The 21,352-nt window shown below is 66.8% G+C and carries 19 protein-coding genes; all 19 read left to right on the forward strand.

What is annotated here, in order from left to right; genetic code table 11:
- Positions 1-236: 236 nt before the first annotated feature.
- A complete protein-coding gene (locus ACI48I_RS12510) occupies positions 237-878 on the forward strand; it encodes a hypothetical protein (protein WP_498574359.1) in 642 nt (213 codons plus the stop codon).
- Complete coding sequence (locus ACI48I_RS12515; RefSeq protein WP_498574360.1) at positions 878-2,851, forward strand: heparinase II/III family protein; 1,974 nt, start codon at positions 878-880, stop codon at positions 2,849-2,851. Before ACI48I_RS12510 ends, ACI48I_RS12515 begins: the two co-directional genes overlap by 1 nt.
- A gap of 42 nt (positions 2,852-2,893) precedes the next feature.
- On the forward strand, positions 2,894-4,006 hold the full coding sequence (wecB, locus tag ACI48I_RS12520) for a non-hydrolyzing UDP-N-acetylglucosamine 2-epimerase (RefSeq protein WP_498574361.1): 1,113 nt from the start codon (positions 2,894-2,896) through the stop codon (positions 4,004-4,006).
- A 3-nt stretch (positions 4,007-4,009) separates the two neighbouring features.
- Positions 4,010-4,570 (forward strand): WecB/TagA/CpsF family glycosyltransferase, encoded by a 561-nt coding sequence (locus ACI48I_RS12525; RefSeq protein ID WP_498574362.1) that lies wholly within the window; start codon positions 4,010-4,012, stop codon positions 4,568-4,570.
- A gap of 147 nt (positions 4,571-4,717) precedes the next feature.
- Positions 4,718-5,716 carry a UDP-glucose 4-epimerase GalE gene (galE, locus tag ACI48I_RS12530; protein WP_193686597.1) on the forward strand — a complete coding sequence of 333 codons (999 nt, stop codon included), beginning with the start codon at positions 4,718-4,720 and terminating at the stop codon, positions 5,714-5,716.
- A gap of 67 nt (positions 5,717-5,783) precedes the next feature.
- Positions 5,784-6,935 carry a nucleotidyltransferase family protein gene (locus ACI48I_RS12535; RefSeq protein ID WP_193686596.1) on the forward strand — a complete coding sequence of 384 codons (1,152 nt, stop codon included), beginning with the start codon at positions 5,784-5,786 and terminating at the stop codon, positions 6,933-6,935.
- A 14-nt stretch (positions 6,936-6,949) separates the two neighbouring features.
- Entirely contained in the window at positions 6,950-8,368 is a 1,419-nt protein-coding gene (locus ACI48I_RS12540) for a mannose-1-phosphate guanylyltransferase/mannose-6-phosphate isomerase (RefSeq protein ID WP_193686595.1), read from the forward strand.
- Between the two features lie 298 nt (positions 8,369-8,666).
- Positions 8,667-11,648, forward strand: a complete 2,982-nt coding sequence (locus ACI48I_RS12545) for an ExeM/NucH family extracellular endonuclease (protein WP_498574363.1) — start codon at positions 8,667-8,669, stop codon at positions 11,646-11,648.
- Positions 11,649-11,659: 11 nt separating this feature from the next.
- Positions 11,660-12,250 (forward strand): NF038129 family PEP-CTERM protein, encoded by a 591-nt coding sequence (locus tag ACI48I_RS12550; RefSeq protein ID WP_193686594.1) that lies wholly within the window; start codon positions 11,660-11,662, stop codon positions 12,248-12,250.
- Between the two features lie 232 nt (positions 12,251-12,482).
- Positions 12,483-12,914: a hypothetical protein gene (locus tag ACI48I_RS12555; protein WP_498574364.1), complete on the forward strand. Its 432-nt coding sequence runs from the start codon at positions 12,483-12,485 to the stop codon at positions 12,912-12,914.
- 129 nt (positions 12,915-13,043) lie between these two features.
- Positions 13,044-13,487, forward strand: coding sequence for a type II secretion system major pseudopilin GspG (gene gspG / locus ACI48I_RS12560; RefSeq protein ID WP_498574365.1), 444 nt, complete (start codon positions 13,044-13,046; stop codon positions 13,485-13,487).
- Positions 13,488-13,523: 36 nt separating this feature from the next.
- On the forward strand, positions 13,524-14,711 hold the full coding sequence (locus ACI48I_RS12565; RefSeq protein ID WP_498574366.1) for a type II secretion system F family protein: 1,188 nt from the start codon (positions 13,524-13,526) through the stop codon (positions 14,709-14,711).
- A gap of 14 nt (positions 14,712-14,725) precedes the next feature.
- Positions 14,726-16,405, forward strand: coding sequence for a GspE/PulE family protein (locus ACI48I_RS12570; protein ID WP_498574367.1), 1,680 nt, complete (start codon positions 14,726-14,728; stop codon positions 16,403-16,405).
- Entirely contained in the window at positions 16,398-17,210 is an 813-nt protein-coding gene (locus tag ACI48I_RS12575) for a hypothetical protein (RefSeq protein WP_498574368.1), read from the forward strand. Before ACI48I_RS12570 ends, ACI48I_RS12575 begins: the two co-directional genes overlap by 8 nt.
- Complete coding sequence (locus tag ACI48I_RS12580) at positions 17,207-17,761, forward strand: PilN domain-containing protein (protein WP_498574369.1); 555 nt, start codon at positions 17,207-17,209, stop codon at positions 17,759-17,761. The genes ACI48I_RS12575 and ACI48I_RS12580 overlap by 4 nt, the downstream gene beginning before the upstream one ends.
- Positions 17,758-18,324 carry a hypothetical protein gene (locus ACI48I_RS12585; RefSeq protein ID WP_498574370.1) on the forward strand — a complete coding sequence of 189 codons (567 nt, stop codon included), beginning with the start codon at positions 17,758-17,760 and terminating at the stop codon, positions 18,322-18,324. Before ACI48I_RS12580 ends, ACI48I_RS12585 begins: the two co-directional genes overlap by 4 nt.
- On the forward strand, positions 18,321-18,869 hold the full coding sequence (locus ACI48I_RS12590) for a hypothetical protein (protein WP_193686587.1): 549 nt from the start codon (positions 18,321-18,323) through the stop codon (positions 18,867-18,869). Before ACI48I_RS12585 ends, ACI48I_RS12590 begins: the two co-directional genes overlap by 4 nt.
- Complete coding sequence (locus tag ACI48I_RS12595; RefSeq protein WP_498574371.1) at positions 18,869-20,839, forward strand: secretin GspD/PilQ domain-containing protein; 1,971 nt, start codon at positions 18,869-18,871, stop codon at positions 20,837-20,839. Before ACI48I_RS12590 ends, ACI48I_RS12595 begins: the two co-directional genes overlap by 1 nt.
- Positions 20,836-21,351, forward strand: coding sequence for a prepilin-type N-terminal cleavage/methylation domain-containing protein (locus ACI48I_RS12600; RefSeq protein ID WP_193686585.1), 516 nt, complete (start codon positions 20,836-20,838; stop codon positions 21,349-21,351). Before ACI48I_RS12595 ends, ACI48I_RS12600 begins: the two co-directional genes overlap by 4 nt.
- Position 21,352: the final 1 nt, after the last annotated feature.

Here is a 21,352-nt window from a genome sequence, read left to right on the forward strand (position 1 = left end):
GAGGCCGCACAGGGTCAGGCCATCCTGCTGGGCGTACCGGGCGTAGAAGTCGCAGTGGAGCGGGTGCCGGGATTGGCGCGCTAACTGCAAGTTCGAATTTATCGCGCGCGAAGGCTGAACCGTGCGCGGAAGCAGCAACAGTTGATGTATGATCGAAATATTGTGCCTTTATCAAGAATAGTGAAACCCTTCCTCTCCAACAGATTGGCTGTGCTCCCGAGCGCCGGAGTGCGTGCATGACAGCGCGCGCGCCGCGCGTCACGATGCATGGTATCGCCGTGGAAGGGTACGACGGGGTGGCGGCGCTGGTGGCGATCCTGCGGGCCGGCGAGCTGTCCGAACAGAAGCGTGTGCGTCATGTCGGCGTCCACTGCCAAGGGAAGGTCCTTGCCAGCCTGGGAGGGGCGGCGCGCGGATTCCGGCAGGTCATTGCCCGCATCCTCGAGCGCAGTTCGCTCCTGGTCGCCCTTACCGACGGCTGGGCCGCTTTCGTGCGCGGCTGCGCGGCCGGCGTGCGCGCGGTGGTGCCGAATGTGGCGCCGCTGCCGCAAGTCATCATCGACCATGCCAGCCCGGACGTGGCGTGCTCCCCGGCCCCTTGGCACAAGCAACAGACATGGCCGAGCCGCTCGACGCGCCAGCGGCCGGCAAGGCGGGATTCGCCAGCCGTGTCGGCCGGATTCCCGAGGCGCCAGGAGACGACGCGCGCGGCGTGGCGGCGCTGCCGCGCCCTACGCCGGCGCCGGCGCGGATGCTGGACGATGCGAACTTGCGTGTGGCTCGGGACGCGGGCACGCGACACGGTGGTGCAACACTATTCAACAGAAGCGATCTGCGGCCGCCTGGCCGCGATCTATAACGATTTGGCGGGGGCTTGATGAACGCAACAGTACGCATGGTGTGGTGGGTGAATCGTCTGCGCTGCATGTCGGTGGCCGAAATCGGCTACCGCGTGCGCCGGGCGGCACGCGCGAAAATGGCGCGCGGGGCCACCTTGCGCGCGGTATCCGCACCGACCTCGGCGCCTTTGCCGCGGGCACGCACCTTCAACGTCCAGGGCGCCCCCACCATGCATCCGGGCGAGGTCGATGCCCTGCTGGCCGAAGCCGACCGCATCTGCGCCGGCCACGTAGTCCTGTTCGCCGACCGCAGTTTCGACGTCGGCGTGCCGACCGTCTGGAACCGCGATCCGTACAGCGGCGTGACCGGCCCTTCCATATTCTCCGACAACATCGCCATCGACAATCCCGAGCTGGTCGGCGACATCAAGCACGTCTGGGAACTGAACCGCCACCTGCACCTCGTGCGCCTGGCCCAGGCCTGGAGCGTGAGCGGCGACGTGCGCTGGCTGCACGCGCTCGAGCAGCAGCTGCGCAGCTGGCTCGACCAGTGCCCGCCGCTGCTGGGTCCCAACTGGACCAGCCCGATGGAGCTGGGTATCCGCCTGGTCAACTGGGCCTTGCTGTGGCAACTGGTGGGCGGCGAGGCGAGCCTGCTCTTCGCCGGCGAATCGGGCCAGCGCCTGCGCGCCGACTGGTTGGATAGCATCCACGCCCACTGCCGCACGATTTCGCGCAACCTGTCGCGCCACTCCTCGGCCAACAACCACCTGATCGGCGAACTGACCGGCCTGTTCGTGGCCAGCTCGGTCTGGCCCTGCTGGAAAGCATCGAGCGCCTGGATGGAGCAGGCCAGGCGCGAACTCGAGCAGCAGGCGCGCCTGCAGTATTCGCTCGACGGCGTGAACCGCGAGCAGGCCTTCGGCTACCATGTGTTTTCGGCCGAGTTCCTGTTTGTCGCAGGACTGGTAGGCCAGGCCTGCGACGTGGGTTTTTCGCGCACCTACTGGAGCGTGCTGCAGCGCGCCTTGCGTTTCCTGCGTTCCGTGCGCGACATCAACGGCCATGTGCCGAACGTGGGCGACAGCGACGACGGCAGCGTGTTCCGCCTGGACGCGGCCGGCAGTGACCGCGCGGCGCAATTGCTGGCGCTGGGCGAGAGCGTGTTCGGCGCCCAGCCGGCCAGCCACCCGGGCGTGCGCTGGCTGCTGCATGCGCTGCCCGGCAGACGGCCCGACGCCGATCCCCACGAGTCCGACACCGGCTGGGCCTTCCCGGACGGAGGCTACCTGCTGTTCGGTTCCCAGTTCGGCGAGGAAAACGAGATCAAGGGCATGCTCGACTGCGGCCCGCTCGGCTACCTCGGCATCGCCGCCCACGGCCATGCCGACGCCCTGTCCCTGACGCTGTCGGTGGCGGGCGAACAGGTGCTGGTCGATTCCGGCACCTATTCCTATTGGCAGGGGCAGAAGTGGCGCGATTACTTCCGCGGCACCTCGGCCCACAACACGGTGCGCGTGGACGGGCGCGACCAGTCGGTCTCGGGCGGACGTTTCATGTGGCTGCGCAAGGCCCGCGCCAGCATCGAACGCATGCCTGCTTCTCCCCATGAATTCGATTTCCGCGGCTCGCACGACGGCTACAGCCGCCTGTCGGACCCGGTGCGCCACCTGCGCAGCGTACGTTACGACGCCGCCACCAGTACCCTGGTCGTGCGCGACGAAGTTGCTGCGAAGAAGTCCCATGCGATCGAGCTGTTCTGGCATTTCGCTCCAGAACTGAACGTCCGGCTCACCAGCACCGGCCTGCACGTACGCGGCAAGCGCTTCGCGCTGCAGATGCACACGACCGGGCCCGACCTCAAGCTCGAACTCGTGCGCGGCGCCGAAAACCCGCCCCTGGGCTGGTATTCGCGCTGCTACCAGTCGAAGGAGCCGAGCGACGTGCTTCGTATCTCGACCGTATCGTCCGCCGTTCCGGTCGAATGTAAGTTTACAATAACGTTTTTTTAACAAGTAGCCATAATTACTATAGCTGTTTAGGGAAGTCTGAAAATGCTCATTTATCTGGTCGCGGGCGCAAGGCCCAATTTCATGAAGATCGCCCCCATCGTGCGTGCACTGCAGGCACAACAGGCGCTGTCGTTCAAGATCATCCACACCGGTCAGCACTACGACCGCGAAATGAACGACGTATTCTTCGAGGAACTCGGCATTCCGCAACCGGACGTCTTCATGGCCGCCGGCGGCGGCAGCCATGCCCAGCAGACCGCCAAGATCATGGTCGGTTTCGAGGAACTGTGCATGGCCGAGCGTCCGGCGGCCGTGCTGGTCGTGGGCGACGTGAACTCCACGCTGGCCTGCTCGATCGTCGCGAAAAAGCTGAACATCCCGGTCGCCCACGTCGAGGCCGGCCTGCGCAGCGGCGACATGTCGATGCCCGAGGAAATCAACCGCCTCGTCACCGACAGCATTTCGGACTGGTTCTTCGCCACCGAACCGGCGGCCGTCGAACACCTGAAGCGCGAAGGCAAGCCGGACTCGGCCGTGCACTATGTCGGCCACGTGATGGTCGACAACGTCCTGTTCCAGGCCGACAAGCTGACCCGCGCCGATACCTCCGATTTCGAGACCGCCGCTTTCAAAGCCGCGGCGCAGAAGAATGGCGGTCAATACGGCGTCGTCACCATGCACCGTCCAAGCAATGTCGACGACCCGGTCATGTTCGCCCGCATCGCCGGCGCGCTGAAGGAAATCGCGAATGAGCTGCCGCTGATCTTCCCGGTGCACCCGCGCACCCGCGCCAATATTGAAAAATTCGGCATCGACCTCGGTCCGAACGTGACCCTGGCCGGTCCGCAAGCCTACATGGCCTTCCTCAACCTGTGGAAGGACGCGGCCGTGGTGCTGACCGACAGCGGCGGCCTGCAGGAAGAAACGACGGCGCTCGGCGTGCCTTGCGTCACGATCCGCGAAAACACCGAGCGTCCGGTCACGGTCGAAGAGGGTTCGAACGTGTTGGCCGGCACTGACCCGGAAAAAATCATGCTGGAAGCGCGCAAGGTCCTGCGCGGCGAGGGCAAGCAGGGCCGCCGCCCGCACCTGTGGGATGGCAAGGCCGCCGAACGCATCGTGGAAGTACTGGCACGCGAGTTGGCCAGGGCCTAGGAAATGAGCCCTTCCATCACGATGATGGGCTGCAGGATCGACAACCTGTCGATGGAGGAAACCCTTGGACGTATCGGGGAATTCATCCGTTCCGGCAAGCCCCATCAGCACGTGGTGGTGAACGTGGACAAGCTGGTCAAGGCCAGCCGTGACGAAGGACTGCGGCGCATCATCAACGACCGCGCCCTGGTCAATGTCGACGGCATGCCGGTGGTATGGGCTTCGCGTTTATCAGGCAAGCCGCTCAGGGAGCGCGTCGCCGGGGTCGACCTGTTCGAGGCGCCGATGCGCCGCTCGAGCGAGCGCGGCTGGCGCGACGGCTACTGGCAGGGCGAGGCGGAGGCAGGAAACGATGCGTATCCGTTTGCGATGGGCGTGGGCGGCACCTTCGACGTGGCGGTTGGCCGCGTCAAGCGTGCCCCCCGCTGGATGCAGCGGGCCGGCCTGGAATGGTTTTATCGCTTCCTGCAGGAGCCGCGCCGCATGTTCCGGCGCTACTTCATCGAGGACATGGCGTTTATCTGGGTGCTGATCAAGGAAGCGGCGCAGATGCGCCGGCAGTAAAGAATTGCGGAGCGTCTTGCGGGACGCGCCGAATTAGGGAAGACGCGGTCATAGAACCGCTGCCAAAGGACAAGAGGGGGACGGCGATGAACGCCGTTCTGGAGCGCCGAAACAGGTGCGCATCAACTGTTTAAGAGAGTGACGACAATGAAGATTCTGGTTACGGGCGGCGTGGGCTACATTGGTTCCCACACCGTCGTCGAGTTGCAAAATGCCGGGTACGACGTGGTCGTGGTCGACAATCTCTCCAACGCCCAGCGCTCGGTCCAGGACCAGGTGCAAAAGATCACGGGCAAGGCCTTCGACTTCGTCGAAGCCGACATCCGCGACCGCGCGGCCATGGAAGCGGCCTTTGCCGCCCACAAGGTCGACGCCGTGATCCACTTCGCCGGCCTGAAAGCCGTCGGCGAATCGGTGGCGCAGCCGCTGCGCTATTACGACAACAACGTTTCCGGCAGCGTGGTGCTGTTCGAGACGATGGCGAAATTCGGCGTCAAGACGCTCGTGTTCAGCTCCTCGGCCACGGTCTATGGCGACCCGGCCTCGGTGCCGATCACCGAGGACTTCCCGCTGTCGGCCACCAATCCCTACGGCCGCAGCAAGCTGATGATCGAAGACATCCTGCGTGACCTGATCAAGGCCGCGCCGGACTGGCGCATCGCGCTGCTGCGCTATTTCAACCCGGTGGGCGCCCATGAAAGCGGCCTGATCGGAGAATCGCCGTCCGGCATCCCGAACAACCTGGTGCCCTACATCGCCCAGGTCGCCACTGGCCAGCGCGAGAAACTGTCGGTCTATGGCGGCGACTATCCGACCCCGGACGGCACCGGCATGCGCGACTACATCCACGTCGTCGACCTGTCGATCGGCCACGTGAAGACCCTTGACAAGCTGGCGCAAGGCCCTGGCCTGGTCACCTACAATCTCGGCACCGGCCATGGCAACAGCGTGCTGGAAATGGTGCGCGCCTTCGAGAAGGCCAGCGGCCGCCCGGTCCCGTACCAGATCGTCGACCGCCGTCCGGGCGACATCGCCAAGTGCTATGCCGATCCGGCGCGTGCGCGCGACGAACTGGGCTGGGTTGCCACGCGCGACGTGGCGCAGATGTGCGCCGACACCTGGCGCTACCAGACTTCCAATCACTAACGTAACAGGGCCTTGAGAAACCGACGCGCAGTAGGTTTTATCAAGGCCCCACCAAAGGATGGGTTAAATGAAAGCTATGATTCTCGCGGCAGGCAAGGGCACGCGCGTTCGCCCGCTCACGTACGACCTCCCGAAACCGATGATTCCCCTGCTGGGTAAACCGGTGATGGCTTACCTGGTCGAACATCTGAAGAAACACGGCGTGACCGAAATCATGGTCAACGTCAGCTGGCTGCACGAAAAGATCGAAGAGTATTTCGGCGAGGGCGAGCAGTTCGGCGTCCAGATCGGCTATTCCTTCGAAGGCTATACGACCGATGACGGCACCATCGTGCCCGAGCCGATCGGCTCGGCCGGCGGCATGAAGAAGATCCAGGAATTCGGCCAGTTCTTCGACGACACCACGATCGTGATGTGCGGCGACGCGCTGATCGACCTCGACCTGAAGGCCGCCCTGCTCGAACACCGCCGCAAGGGTGCAATGGCCTCGGTCATCACCAAGGAAGTGCCGTGGGACAAAGTGTCCTCGTATGGCGTGGTGGTCACCGACGAAGAAGGGCGCATCACAGAATTCCAGGAAAAGCCGAGCCAGGAAGAAGCGAAGTCGAACTTCATCAGTACCGGCATCTATATCTTCGAACCCGAAGTGATCGACCTGATCCCGTCCGGCGTGTCCTTCGACATCGGCTCCGAGTTGTTCCCGCTGCTGGCCGAGCGCGGCCTGCCGTTCTACGCCCAGGGCCGTCCGTTCAACTGGCTCGATATCGGCACCATGTCCGACTACTGGGAAGTGCTGCAGACCGTGCTGACCGGCGAAGTCAGCCACATGGACGTGCCCGGCACCCAGATCGAGCCGGGCCTGTGGGTCGGCCTGAACACGAGCATCGACTGGAACGGCACCACGATCGAAGGTCCGGTCTATATCGGCTCGGGCGTACGAATCGAAGCGGGCGTGCACATCGTCGGACCGACGTGGATCGGCCACGGCAGCCACATCTGCGAAGGCGCCGAGGTTGTCCGCAGCGTGTTGTTTGAATATACTCGTGTGTTGCACGATGTAACACTTAACGAAATGATCGTGTTCAAAGAATATAGTGTGGACCGCGCAGGGGAAATGAAGCACGCCTCCGAATACAGTTCCGAGGAGTGGTTGAACGCACGCGATCGCCGCCGCAGCAGCCGCAGAGAAAACGCAGGCCAGAAAAGTAATAGTCGATAGAAGAAAGCGAACGCATGAAAATTTATCCAGTGATCCTCTCTGGCGGTGCCGGCACCCGTCTGTGGCCATTGTCGCGCGCCGTGCTGCCGAAGCAGCTGCTGCCGATCGTGGCCGACAAGACCATGCTCCAGGACACTGCGCTGCGCGTCGCCGGCCTGCCGGGTCTGCAGGCGCCGCTGGTCGTGTGCGGCAACGACCACCGCTTCATGGTGGCCGAGCAGCTGCGCGAGGCCGGCATCACGCCGCTGGGGATCCTGCTCGAGCCGGCCGGCCGGAATACCGCTCCGGCGGTGGCCGCGGCCGCGCACTTCCTGAAGTCGATCGATCCGGAGGCGGTCATGCTGGTGCTGCCGGCCGACCACGTGATCGAAAACACGGAAGCATTCAAGGATGCCGTGATCCGCGCCGCGAGCCTGGTGAAAGACGGCGGTCTGGCCACCTTTGGCATCGTGCCGCAGTCGCCGGAAACCGGCTACGGCTACATCCGCCGCGGCGCCGCCCTGGCTGCCTGCGAAGGCTGCTACCAGGTCGAGCGCTTCGTCGAGAAGCCGGACCTGGCGACCGCCCAGGCCTTCGTCGCCGATGGCGGCTATTACTGGAACAGCGGCATGTTCATGTTCGCGGCTGAGCAATACCTGGCCGAACTGGGCAGGTTTGCGCCGGAAATCGCCGCTGCGGCCGAGAAGGCCATGACCACCGGCTACCGCGACCTCGATTTCTGCCGCCTCGACGAGGAAGCCTTTGCCAGCTGCCCGTCGGACTCGATCGACTATGCCGTCATGGAACACACGGCCAACGCCGTGGTCGTGCCGGCCGATATCGGCTGGAGCGATGTCGGTTCTTGGTCGGCCTTGTGGGAAGTGCAGCCGAAGGACGAGAACGGCAATGCCCAGCGCGGCGACGTCTACCTGGACGGCGTGAAGAATTCGCTGGTGCGCGCCGAGAGCCGCATCGTGGCCGTGGTCGGCCTGGACGACATCGTTGTCGTCGAGACCAACGACGCCGTGCTGGTGGCGCACAAGAGCGCGGTGCAGCGCGTCAAGCAGGTGGTCGACCACCTGAAGTCGAAGGAGCGCACCGAGCACCTGCACCACACCAAGGTCTATCGTCCCTGGGGCCACTACGAGGGCATCGATGCCGGCGACCGCTTCCAGGTCAAGCGCATCACCGTCAAGCCGGGCGAAAAGCTGTCGCTGCAGATGCACCACCACCGCGCCGAGCACTGGGTCGTGGTGTCGGGCACGGCACGCGTCACCTGCGGCGAGAAGGTCAGCCTGCTATCGGAAAACGAATCGACCTATATCCCGATCGGCATGAACCACCGCCTCGAGAACCCGGGCAAACTGCCGCTGCACATCATTGAAGTGCAGTCGGGCAGCTATCTCGGCGAGGACGACATCGTGCGCTTCGAGGACATCTACAAGCGTTCCTGAGACGCGTTGGCAACAAAGAAAAACGAGCGGCGACGCTCGTTTTTTTTTGCCTGTCGTCTCGCGCGGTTTGGTCAGATTTGAACAAGCTGGTGAACCGTTTGCCACGTCACAATGAGAACGCCCTGGATTGATATTGCCGAGTGGAATCAATATGTTGTCGCCTTACCTCATCTGTTGCCCGTCGCGCAACACGGCGCGTCATCAGCGTGTCAAATTTCCACAATAAAATTATTTCTAATAATAAAATGCCTATCCGCATCGACAACACAATATGCCCTCCCATCTCTCTAGGAAGCCCATGAACATGCACGTTGCAATGAACACACCGGCAGGCCGCCTCGCGGTCCTGGCCGCCTTATTGGCCGGACTGTCGGGAAGCGCGCTCGCCGCGCCAGCCGATCTCGTCATCAGTCATGTCTATGGGGGCGGCGCCAGCGCAGGCGCAACCTACAACCGCGACTTCATCGAACTGTTCAACCGCGGCAGCGAGGACATCAGCCTGAAGGGCAAGAGCCTGCAGTATGCGTCGGCAACGGGCACGACCTGGTCCTCGTTCGGCGTCTTGCCGGAGACCGTGACCCTGAAACCGGGCCAGTATTTCCTGGTGGCCGGCAATGTCCAGTCCGCGGGCGCCGACATCGGCGCCATCGACCACAACTGGGCGATGTCGCTGGCGGCGACGGCCGGCAGGGTCGCCCTGGCCAACACCACGAGCAAGCTGACCGACGCGACCGAAAACACGATCATCGACCTGGTCGGCTATGGCGCCGCCAACCGCAGCGAAACCGCCCCGGCCCCTGCACCCTCGACGACGACCTCGGTCCAGCGCCTGGCGGCCGGCTGCACCGATACCGACAACAACGCGGCGGACTTCACGGCCGCCGCGGTGTTCCTGCCGCGCCGCTCGGACACGCCGCTGAACGCCTGCAAGCCGAGCGGCCCGGTCGTCCAGGAAATCGTCGCCACGTGTCCGACCAGCCTGCAGGCCGAGCAGGGCGTGGGCACCACGGCGCTGCTGTCGGCGCGTGACGGCGACAGCAGCGTCAACAGCATCGTCATCGAGTCCGGCGGCGTGGCGGGCATCGGCCTGGAAAACGTCGTCGCCGCCAGCGGCGCCGGCGCGGACGCCAGCGCCACCCTGCGCGTGGGCGCGAGCGTCGCCGCCGGCAGCTATGCCCTCAGGATCGGTTTCGGCAACAACGACGGCCAGAGCGCCAGCTGCAGCATCGCCGTGCGCGTCGCCGGCCAGCTGACGATTCCGCAGATCCAGGGTTCGGAGCCGAAGTCGACCTACAACAACACGGTCCAGACCACCCAGGGCGTGGTCACGGCCCTGGTCGGCAGCGGCTTCTTCATCCAGGACCAGAACGGCGACGGCAACCCGGCCACCTCGGACGGCATCTTCGTGTTCGGCTCGAGCGCCGGCGTCGCCGTCGGCGACCTGGTGCGCGTCACCGGCACCGTCACCGAATACACGCCGAGCGGCGCGACCCGTTCCTACACCGAGTTCAAGGACATCGGCGCGCTCACGAAACTGGGCAGCGGCATCAGCATCGCCCCGACCAATGTCGAGATGCCGACCGACCTGGCCCGTTTCGAGGGCATGCTGGTGCGCTTCACGACGCCGCTGACCGTCAACGGCAACGCCTACCTGGGCGAACGCGGCGAGCTGACCCTGTCCGCCGGCCGCCGCGAGATCCCGACCAACCGCTACGTGCCGGGTTCCGCCGAGGCGCGCGCCCAGGCGGCGGCAAATGCGGCCAACATCGTCGTCCTCGACGACGGCATCTTCACCACGCCAACCACGATTCCTTACCTGTTCGCCGACGGCACCGTGCGTAGCGGCGACACCGTCGACGACCTGACCGGCGTGCTCGATTTCGGCGCCATCGGCGGTGGCGGCGCGGCCTTCAAGCTGCAGCCGACGGCAACGCCGCGCTTCTCGCGCACCAACGAGCGCCTGCCGGCACCGCAAGTGGCAGCGGGTAACGTGCGGGTCGCCAGCGCCAACGTGCTGAATTTCTTCACCACCTTCACCGACGGCAGCGATGCCTGGGGCCGCACCGGCCAGGGCTGCAAGATCGGCAGCACGACCAGCAAATCGAACTGCCGCGGCGCCGACAACATGGCGGAATTCGTGCGCCAGCGCGACAAGATCGTCAACTCGCTGGCCGCGATCAACGCCGACGTCGTCGGCCTGATGGAAATCCAGAACAACGACGACATCGCCGTCGGCTACCTGGTCGATCAGCTCAACGGCAAGATGGGCGCCGGTACCTATGCCGTCGTGCCGAAGCCGGCCGCAACCGGCACCGACGCGATCCGCGTGGCGATGATCTACAAGCCGAACGCGGTCAGCCTGGTCGGCAGCGCGCTGTCGGATGGCAACGCCATCAACAACCGCGCCCCTATCGCCCAGACCTTCAAGGCGGGCAACGGCGGCAAGTTCTCGCTGGTGGTCAACCACCTGAAGTCGAAGGGCGGCTGCGGCGGCTCGAGCGGCGGCGACGCCGACAGCGGCGACGGCCAGGGCTGCTGGAACGCGACGCGCGTGACACAGGTCGAGCGCCTGCGCGACACCTTCCTGCCGCAGGTGAAGGCGGCTGCCAACGATGCCGACGTGCTGATCGTGGGCGACATGAACGCCTACGGCATGGAAGACCCGATCCGTGTGCTGAACGCCGCCGGGTACGAGAACCAGATCGAGCGCTTCGTGCGTCCGAACGGCACCCCGTATTCGTATGTCTTCGGCGGCGAGAGCGGCTACCTCGACCATGCACTGGCGAGCACCAGCCTGGCTGCCCAGGTTGCCGGCGTGACCGAGTGGCACAACAATGCGGACGAGCCGGAAGCGATTGACTACAACATCGAGGCGACCGGCCAGGATCCGTACGTGGCCAACCCTTACCGCGCATCGGACCACGATCCGGTGGTCGTCAGCCTGAACCTGGCAGCGACCTATGCCGACGTGACCGCCTCGACCACGATCGCTCGTTCGGGCATTACCCTGAACCGTGTCAGCGGCAAGTACACCGGCACCGTGACCATCACCAACAAGAGCGCCGCGGCACTGAACGGTCCGCTGCAACTGGTGCTGCAAGGCTTGACGGCCGGCGTCACGCTCGACGGCAAGAGCGGCGACCAGGGCGGCGCCCCTTACCTGACCCTGCCGAACGCCTCGCTGGCAGCCGGCGCCTCGGTGACCGTCACGACCACCTTCACCAACCCATCGAAAACGAGCATCGGCTACACCCCGACGCTGTTCAGCGGCACTTTCTAAGGAATAAAAACATGATCAACCTGAAAAACCTGTTCTCCCGCGCACTGCTGGCGCTGATGCTCGTTAGCGGGATGGGCTCGGCCCTTGCCGGACCGATGTACCACGTCACCGTCGATACCTCGCCGCTGGCAGGCAAGGGCTTGCTCGACTTCAGCTTCCTCGGGCTCGATTCGTCGGCGGCCGCCAGCGCGATGCTGAGTAATTTTGTCGGCGATTTCGCTGCCGGCAGCATGTTCGAGGGCGATGCCGCCGGCGATCTCGCCTCGGGTGTCGTGCTGGGCAACGGCACCGGCTTGAATGCGTTCACGCAGGAAGTCAATCTCGGGGGCAGCTTCGGCTTCGACGTACGCTTTGGCGACCTCGGCCCGGCCGGCGACGGGACCACGCTCGGAGTAGCCCTGTACAGCCCGGGCTTCGGCGAATACCTGCTCGCGTCGGGCAACCTGGCCACCTTCGACCTGATGCCGGACACGCCAGTTGCCGTCTCCTTCGATGCGGCAGCCGTGAACGTCGCCGAAGTGCCGGAGCCGGCGGCCCTGGCCCTGCTGGTGTTCGGCCTGGCGATCATGACCGGGATGGCACGCCAACGCCGCATGCGCTAAGTCCGCAGGCAGCAAACAGGCACACCGGCGGCGGCCAGGTGTGCCTTTTTTTTTGCGCTGTTCGCGTTAAGTGTGGAATCTTCTTGAACGGCTGAGGTGCAACCCGGACTCCACCCGCGCATGGTGCTCGCCACAGCTGCACAACGGTCGGATCGGTAGCCGCCTTTCCCGCATGTCGGCGCTCCAGGCAGCGCACGCTTGACCCGCGGGAGCGCACGGGTATGATGAGCTCATGCGACAACTTGCCATTCTCTTATTGCTGGCCTGTACGGCCTGCGCCACCCGGGCCGACGGCCCGCCTTCCACGCCAGCTGCGCCGGCGGCTGCCGTCCAGGCGCCCGCACCCGGCCTTGGGTCCGCGGCATCCGGCACACTGGAGCGGATTCACGCGCTCGTCGGCAAAGCCGGGTGCACGAGCGACAGCCAGTGCCAGGTGCTGCCGATCGGCGCCAAGCCCTGCGGCGGCCCCGCCAGCCATCTCGCCTACTCGACGGCCAGTACGGACGCCGCCGAACTCAAAGCACTGGCCGAGCGTTACCATGGCGAGCAGCAGGCGAGCAACCAGCGCTCCGGCATGATCTCGAATTGCCAGGTGATGCCGACACCGGTTGCGGCCTGCCGGGCGAATACCTGCCAACTGACGGAGGCTGCGGCGACCCGTTAGTCTCTGGCCGGCCGCGCCGCGCCATGCAGAGACGGGCAGGGCCGTCCCGCCCTGATCTTGGTTGCCTGAAGTATATTGCCGTGATACGCTTCACGGGTTTGATCAAACGGTCAACTCTGGAGTGTCTGGATGAATGTCGTAACCCGCAATGCCCGGTCGTCGCGTACGCGCGCGGGTGGTTTTACGCTGCTTGAACTGCTGGTCGTTATCGTTATCATCGGCCTGCTCGCGGCCTATGTCGGTCCCAAGTATTTTTCCCAGCTCGGCAAGTCGGAAGTGACGATCGCCAAGGCGCAAATCGAGGCCTTCGAAAAGTCGCTCGACACCTATCGGCTCGACGTCGGACGCTACCCGAGCGGCGAAGAGGGCCTGGCCGCCCTGATGACGGCGCCCGCGAGCGCCGGCGCCAAGTGGAATGGTCCCTACCTGAAAAAAGGCGTACCGCCCGACCCATGGGGACACCCATATCAATACCGTTCGCCCGCCGCCAAGGGAGAATACGAGATCGTGTCGTTCGGCCGTGACGGCCAGCCCGGCGGCGCCGGCGACAACGCCGACATTTCCTCGCTCTGATTTCACTCTTCACCTAACACACCCGGGCACGTCTTCATGCAGTTTGCAGTTCGCACCCTCGCGCCCGACCTGTCGATCTCGCACATCCTGGTCGACGCGTTCGACGAAGCCGACGCGCGCCGCCAGGCAGAGGCGCGCGGCCTGTTCGTCAGCGCGGTCGAGCCCAGCGGCGGCGTGCGCCTGGCGCGCGCGCGCGGACCGAAACTCTCGCTCGTCCTGTTCAGCCAGGAATTGCTGGCCTTGCTGAGCGCGGGACTCGGCATCGTCGAAGGCCTGGAGGCCCTGCTGGAAAAGGAAGCCAATCCGGCCGCGCGCGGCGTGCTCGAACGCCTGCTGGCCGGCCTGCGCGAGGGCCAGCGCTTCTCCAGCGTGCTGGCCGCCCAGCCGGCCCTGTTCCCGCCGCTGTATGTCGGCATCGTGCGCGCCGCCGAAGGCACCAGCGACCTGCCGCGCGCGCTCTCGCGCTACATCGACTACCAGCAGCGCATTGATACCGTGCGCTCGAAAATCGTCAGCGCCTCGATCTATCCGGTGATCCTGCTGTGCGTGGGCGGCGGCGTCTCCAGCTTCCTGATCGGCTACGTGGTGCCGCGTTTCGCCGAGGTCTACCAGGGAGCAGGGCGCAACCTGCCGTGGATGAGCCAACTCCTGCTCGAATGGGGGCAATTCGCGTCGAATCACGGCAGCGCGATCCTGCTGTGCGCGGTCGCGCTGCTGGCGCTGGCCATCGGTGGGGTGCGGCGCCTGCTGCGCAGCGGTGGCATTGCGCGCCTGGTGGGGCGCCTGCCCGGCATCGGCGAACGCGCCCGCATCTACGAACTGTCGCGCCTCTATCTCACGCTCGGCATGCTGACCGAAGGCGGGATCACGATCGTGAGCGCGATCGAGACGGTGCAGCCGATGGTGTCGAATACCTTGCGGACCGCGCTCGCGAATGCGCGCGCCGCCATCGAATCGGGGCGGCCGCTGTCGGATGCATTCGAAACGAACGGCCTCACCACGCCGATCTCGCTGCGCATGCTGCGGGTCGGCGAGCGCACCGGCGACATGGGCCCGATGCTGACGCAATCGGCCGCCTTCTATGACGGCGAAATCAGCCGCTGGATCGACCGCTTCACGCGCACCTTCGAGCCGCTGCTGATGGCGGCCATCGGCCTCGTGGTCGGGGCGATCGTGGTGCTGCTGTACATGCCGATCTTCGACCTGGCCGGAGATATGTCTTGAAAGGCGATGTCCTGATGACGAAGATCGACGCCGAATTGCTGGCGCGCGCCCGCATCCAGAGCCGCGCGTCGCAGCGCACCCTGGTGGCCGAACTCGAAGCGCTCACGGGCCTCGAGCCGCGCCAGCTGGTTGCGGCGCTGGCCGAACCCTTCGGCCTCACCGTGATGGAGACCAGCGAGATGCTGAGCCAGCAGCCGGCCTTCGACCTGCTGCCGCTGGCCCAGGCCATGGCGCGCCACTGCCTGCTGTTGCGCGGCGCCGGCGGCCAGCTGACCGGCGTGATTGCCGACCCCTTCGACCTCGACCAGCAGACCTGGCTCGCGGCGCAGGCCGGCAGTTCGCCGCGCGCGCCGCTGCACCTGCGCCTGGCGCTGGCCTCCGACATCCAGGCCTATCTGTCGCGCCAGGAAGCCTCGGCGCGCGCGGTCGACACGCTTGCGCCGAGTAACGACAACGCCCGGCGCGACGGCAAGATGGCCGCCGTGCTCTCGTTTGCCTCGGTCTCGGAAGCGGGAAGCCCGGCGGTCAAACTGGTCAACTCGACCCTGTACGACGCCCTGAAGGCGGGCGCGTCCGACATCCACCTCGAGAGCACGGCAACGGGGCTGGCGGTGAAATACCGGGTCGACGGCGTGCTCGATCACGCCACCAGCGTCGGCGGCATCGAGCTGGCCGAGCACATCATCTCGCGCCTGAAAGTGCTGGCCGAACTCGATATCGCCGAACGCCGCGTCCCGCAGGACGGCAGCTTCCGGGTCGAGTCGGGCGGGCGCGAGATCGACCTGCGGGTGTCGATCATGCCGAGCATCCACGGCGAGGACGCGGTCATCCGTATCCTGGACAAGCGCGCCATGGTGGAGGCCTATGGCGCGCTGACGCTCGAAGCCCTTGGTTTCGACGCGCCTTCGCTGGCGACCCTGCGCCAGCTGGCCCAGGAAGCCTACGGCATGCTGCTGGTGACCGGGCCCACCGGCTCGGGCAAGACCACGACCCTGTACGCCGCGCTTACCGAAATCCACAACGGGCGCGAAAAAATCATCACCATCGAAGACCCGGTCGAATACCAGCTGCCCGGCATCCTGCAGATCCCGGTCAACGAGAAGAAGGGGCTGACCTTCGCAAAAGGCCTGCGCTCGATCCTGCGCCACGACCCCGACAAGATCATGGTCGGCGAGATCCGTGACCGCGAGACTGCCGAAATCGCGGTGCAGTCGGCGCTGACCGGCCACCTGGTGCTGACCACCGTCCACGCGAACAACGTGTTCGACGTATTCGGCCGTTTTACGCACATGGGGATCGACCCGTATGCGTTCGTCTCGGCCCTGAACGGCATCTGGGCCCAGCGCCTGGTGCGCATGAACTGTCCGCACTGCGCGGTGCAGTACGATCCGGATGACGCCGAGCTGGCGGCGGCGCGGCTCGAACGGCAAGAGGTGGGCGATTATGTCTTCATGCGCGGCAAGGGCTGCGGCGACTGCCGCGGCACCGGCTACAAGGGGCGGCGCTCGATCGCCGAGATCCTGACCCTGAACGACGAGATCCGCGAACTGATCGTCGACAAGCAGCCGATCCGGCGCATCAAGGCCGCCGCGCAGGCCAACGGCACCCGCAGCCTGCGCCTGGCCGCGCTCGACCTGGTGCGGCGCGGCGCCACCACCCTCGACGAAATCCGGAGGGTGACCCAGCATGCCTGAATTGAAGGCACGCTTGCCAGGGCAGGCATTGCGCCTGGGCGTCGGTGACGACAGCCTGGCCCTGGTGCGCACCAGCCGCCTGTTCGGCGCGCGGCGCGAGCTCGTGGCCGAGGCGCGCGTCGACGTCCACCAGCCGGCCGCGCTGGCGCACGGCCTGCGCACGCTGCTGGGCGGCGCCGGATGCGCGGGCTGGCCCCTGAGCGTGGTGCTGGCCGACGAACTGGCCCGCATGTGGCAGGTGACACCGCCGCCGCAGGCCGCCAGTCCCGCCGATCTCGAGGCCGCGGCCGCGATGCGTTTTACGAGCCTGTTCGGGGTCGCGCCGGCCGGATGGACGCTGGCCGCCGACTGGCAGGCCAGCCAGCCCTTCCTGGCCGCAGCCCTGCCGGCGCCGCTGCTGGAGAGCCTGGCGCTGGCCGCACGCGAGGCGCGCTGCCCGCTGGTCGAAGTGGTGCCGCAATTCGTCGCCGCGATGAACGGCTGGCGCCGGCTGCGCCGGCCGGGCGCCTGGTTCGGCCTGGTGCACGGCCAGGTCCTGACCCTGGCCGCCTACGACGGGCGCGTGCTGGTCGCGCTGCGCACGGCCGTGGTGCCGCCGGGAGCCGACCGCGCCTGGCTGGACGGCCACGTCGGGCGCGATGCCTTGCGCCTCGGGCTGGCCGCACCAAAGCTGCTGCAGCTGTGCGGCGCCGCACCGCGCGTCTGGGCAGGCGCGGGAAAACAGTTCGCCTGCATTCTGCTCGACGATGGCACGGCGGGCGAAGCCGGTGCGGTGCGCCTGGCCTGCACCGGGAGCGCCGCATGAAGCGCGTGCGCCTGGATTTCGCGCCGTCCGGCCTGCGCCGCACGCTGCTGCGCGCCCCCCTGGCTGCCCGCGTCGCGGCGATCGCCGCGCTGGCGCTGTGCGCGTTCGCGCTGGTGCAGGTGCTGGACTACCGCGAAGCGCGCGAAGAGGTGGACGCCCAGCTGGCGGCGCTGCGCGCGCGCGCCGCGATGCCGGCGCCGTCCGCCGCGCCCGCACCGGCGGCCCTGCGTGCGCCCGTCGGCGAGCAGGAAGCGGTGGCCGTGAACGCCGCGATCGCGAAATTGAACCTTCCGTGGCGCGCGCTGCACGACGCCGTGCGCGCGGCCACGCCGCCGACCGTCGCGCTGCTGGCGCTCGAGCCGGACGCGCGCAAACGCGTGCTGCGCATTACCGCCGAAGCGAAGAACAGCAACGACATGCTGGCCTATGTGAACCTGCTCGAGCGCGAGGAGTGGTTCGGCTCGGTCACGCTGGTGCGCCACGAAGTCGTCGAGCAGGATCCGAACCGCCCGCTGCGCTTCCAGCTCGACGCCGCATGGGAGGCGCCATGAGGTTCACGACTGTGTGGCTCCGTGTGCGCCTGGCGCTGCGCGCGACGAACCCGGTGACGATCGCCGCGCTCCTGCTGTGCGGCGCCGGCCTGGCCGCCCTGGCCTGGGTGCTGCCGGCGCGCGAGGCGCTGGAACAGGAAAGGGCGCGCGCCCGGCGCGCGGCCGCGCTGCCGCCGCCGGTGGTGGTGGTGCCGCTCGCGCCGGAAAGCGGCGCGCTCGAGAACCTGGCGCTGTTCCGCAGTGCGCTCGGGCGCCAGCGCGACGTCGAGCCGGGCTTGAAGACCCTGTTTGCGCTGGCGGCGAAGAGCGGCCTGGTGCTGCGCCAGGGCGAGTACAAGCGCGGCGTCGACCGCAACGCCAATCTGCACACTTACCAGATCGACCTGCCGGTGAAGGGCAGCTATGCCCAAGTCTGGCGATTCGCGCTGCTGGCCCTGCGCGCGCTGCCCTATGCCTCGCTCGACGACGTCAGCTTCAAGCGCGACAGCATCGGCGCGACCGCGATCGAAGCGCGCCTGCGCCTGACCCTCTACCTGCTCGATGCGCCGGGAGCGCCGCGATGAAGCCGCGTCACATCGCGATGGGCGCCGCGCTGCTGGTGGCCGCCGGGCTGCTGGTCTTCGGCGACCGCAGTCCGCAAGGGGAGGTGGCCGAGGCGGTCGAGCGTCCGCTGTCGGCGCGCGCCGTGGCTGCCAGGACGGCGAATTCGGCGACTTCGGCCGCGTCGAAGCCGGTGCCGCCGATCGCGCGCCTGGTGCCGCGCGCGACCCTGATCGGCGACGGCAAGGACAGTTTCAATGCGGCCGAGGGTGCCGAGGGTGCGCTGTTCGGCCGCCAGGACTGGACCCCGCCGCCTCCGCCGCCGCCGAAACCCGCGCCACCCCCGCCGCCGAGCGCGCCGCCCCTGCCTTTTACCGTCATCGGCAAGTCGCTCGAAGACGGCAAGTGGGAGGTGTATCTCGCCAGCGGCGAGCGCACGCATATCGCGCACGAGGGCGCCGTGCTCGATGGCGCCTGGCGCATCGAGCGCATCGCGCCGCCCCTGATGACCCTGACCTACCTGCCGCTGAACCAGGTCCAGCAGCTCAACATTGGAGTATTCGAGTAATGGTTCTTTCCCGGATTCGCGCCCTCGGCAGCGCACTGTGTGTTACCGCTCTGCTGCTGGGCTGCACGGCGCAGCGCGCCTACCAGGAAGGCAATGCGCTCGTCGCGCAGCAGCAGGTGGGGGCCGGTCTCGTCAAGTACCGCGAGGCGGTGGCCGCCGACCCGGGCAATGCCGTCTACCGCGCGGCCCTGCTGCGCGCCCGCGATGCCAGCACGACGCGGCTGGTGGAACAGGCCGAGCGCGAGCTGGCCGCCGGCCGGGCCGACGCGGCGCGCGCGGCTTATCTGGAGGCGCTCGAGATCGACCCGGCCAACGAGCGTGGCCGCGCCGGCCTGCGCCAGATCGAGGCGGACCGCCGCCACAGCGCCCTGTTCGACGGCGCGCGCGCCGACCTTGAGAAGAAGGACGTCGAGGCGGCGCGCCTGAAGCTGGCCGCCATCCTCACCGAGCGCCCCGGCCACGAGGGCGCGCGCCTGATGCTGGCGGAGCTCGACGAAAAGGCGGCCGCACCGGCCGCGGAGGCGACTTTGGCGGCGAGCTTCCGCAAGCCGATCAGCCTCGAATTCCGCGACGCGCCCTTGCGCCAGGTCTTCGAGATCATCGCGCGCCACTCCGGCCTGAATTTCGTCTTCGACAAGGACGTGCGCTCGGACATGCGCACCTCGATCTTCCTGAAGAACAGCACGGTGGAGGCGGCCGTGCACTTCCTGCTGGTGACCAACCAGCTCGAACGCCAGGTCATGGACGGCAACACGATCCTGATCTATCCGAACAGCGCCGCCAAGCTCAAGGAATACCAGGAGCTGACGGTCAAGACCTTCTACCTGGCGAACGCGGATGCGAAGAGCATCGCGAATACCTTCAAGACCATCCTGAAATCGCGCGATGTCGTGGTCGACGAAAAGCTGAACCTGGTGATCCTGCGCGACAGTCCGGAGGCGGTCAAGCTGGCAACCCAGCTGGTGGCATTGCAGGACGTGCCCGAGCCGGAAGTCATGCTCGACGTCGAGGTGCTCGAGATCAAGCGCTCGCGCATCATGGACCTGGGCGTGGCCTGGCCGCAGAGCCTCGAGTTCTCGCCCTTGATCGCGGCCAGCGGCGCCCGGGTGTCGATCGACGAACTGCGCGGCTTGAACAGCAGCGTGATCGGTGTCGCCGGGGTGCGCGCCACCGTCAACGCCAACAAGACCGACGCCGATTCGAACACGCTGGCCAATCCGCGCATCCGCGTGCGCAACAAGGAAAAGGCCAAGGTCGTCATCGGCGAGAAGGTACCGAACATCACCAGCACGGTCTCGCCCGGCACGACCGGCAACTTCCTGTCGCAGGCGATCAATTATGTCGACGTCGGCCTGACCCTCAACGTCGAGCCGACCATCTACCTGAACAACGAAGTCGGCATCCGCATCTCGCTCGAAGTGAGCAATCTGATCAGCGAGGTCAAGACCGACACCGGCTCGATCGCCTACCGCATCGGTACCCGCTCGGCCACGACCATGCTGCAACTGAAGGATGGCGAGAACCAGGTGCTGGCGGGCCTGCTCAACAGCGAGGAGCGCAGCAGCGGCAACAAGGTGCCGGGCGTCGGCAGCCTGCCGATCCTGGGGCGCCTGTTCGGCAGCACGCACGATGCCAACGACAAGACCGAGATCGTGTTGTCGATCACGCCGCACCTGGTGCGCACGATCCAGAGGCCGCCGGCCACGGCGTCGGAATTCGGCGCCGGCACCGAAGCGAGCTTCCGCCGCCGTCCGGATGCCGCAGTGCGCCTGCCGGTGCCGCAGCCGGTCCCGCAGCCGGCGGTACGGCCTGCCGTCGCGGCGCCGGCCAGCCAGCCGCCCGTTCCCGCCGCGCCGGCGCCGGTGACCGGCGTGCCGCTCTCGCAGCCCGTCGGCACCGCAGCGGCGCCGTACACGGTGCCCCCGGGTGTCCAGGTCACGCCGGTTCCGGCGCCGCCGCCCGCCAAATGAATCTCGCCGCACAGGTGTTCAACGCACGCCCGCGTCCACGCGCCGGGCTGCGCGGCTTCACCCTGATCGAACTCCTCGTCACCCTCGCCATCCTGGCCCTGCTGGCCACCCTGGTCATCCCGGTCGGCCAGACGGTCGTCCAGCGCCGCAACGAACAGGTCCTGCGCCAGTCCCTGCGCGAGATCCGCGGCGCGCTCGACGCCTATAAACGCGCCGCCGATGAAGGCCGCATCGCGAAAGCGGCCGGTGCCAGCGGCTATCCGGAAAAGCTCGAGCTGCTGGTCGACGGCGTGCGCGACCTGCGCAGTCCCAAGGGCGCGAAGATCTACTTCCTGCGCCGCCTGCCGCGCGACCCGTTCAATCCCGATCCCGGACTGGGCGACGCCCAGACCTGGGGCAAGCGCAGCTACGCCAGCGAAGCGGAAGAACCGAAGGAGGGCGATGACGTCTACGACGTGTATTCGACGTCGACCCGCGTCGGCCTGAGCGGCATACCTTACCGGCGGTGGTGAC

It is taken from the genome of Massilia sp. LXY-5, assembly GCF_059801075.1.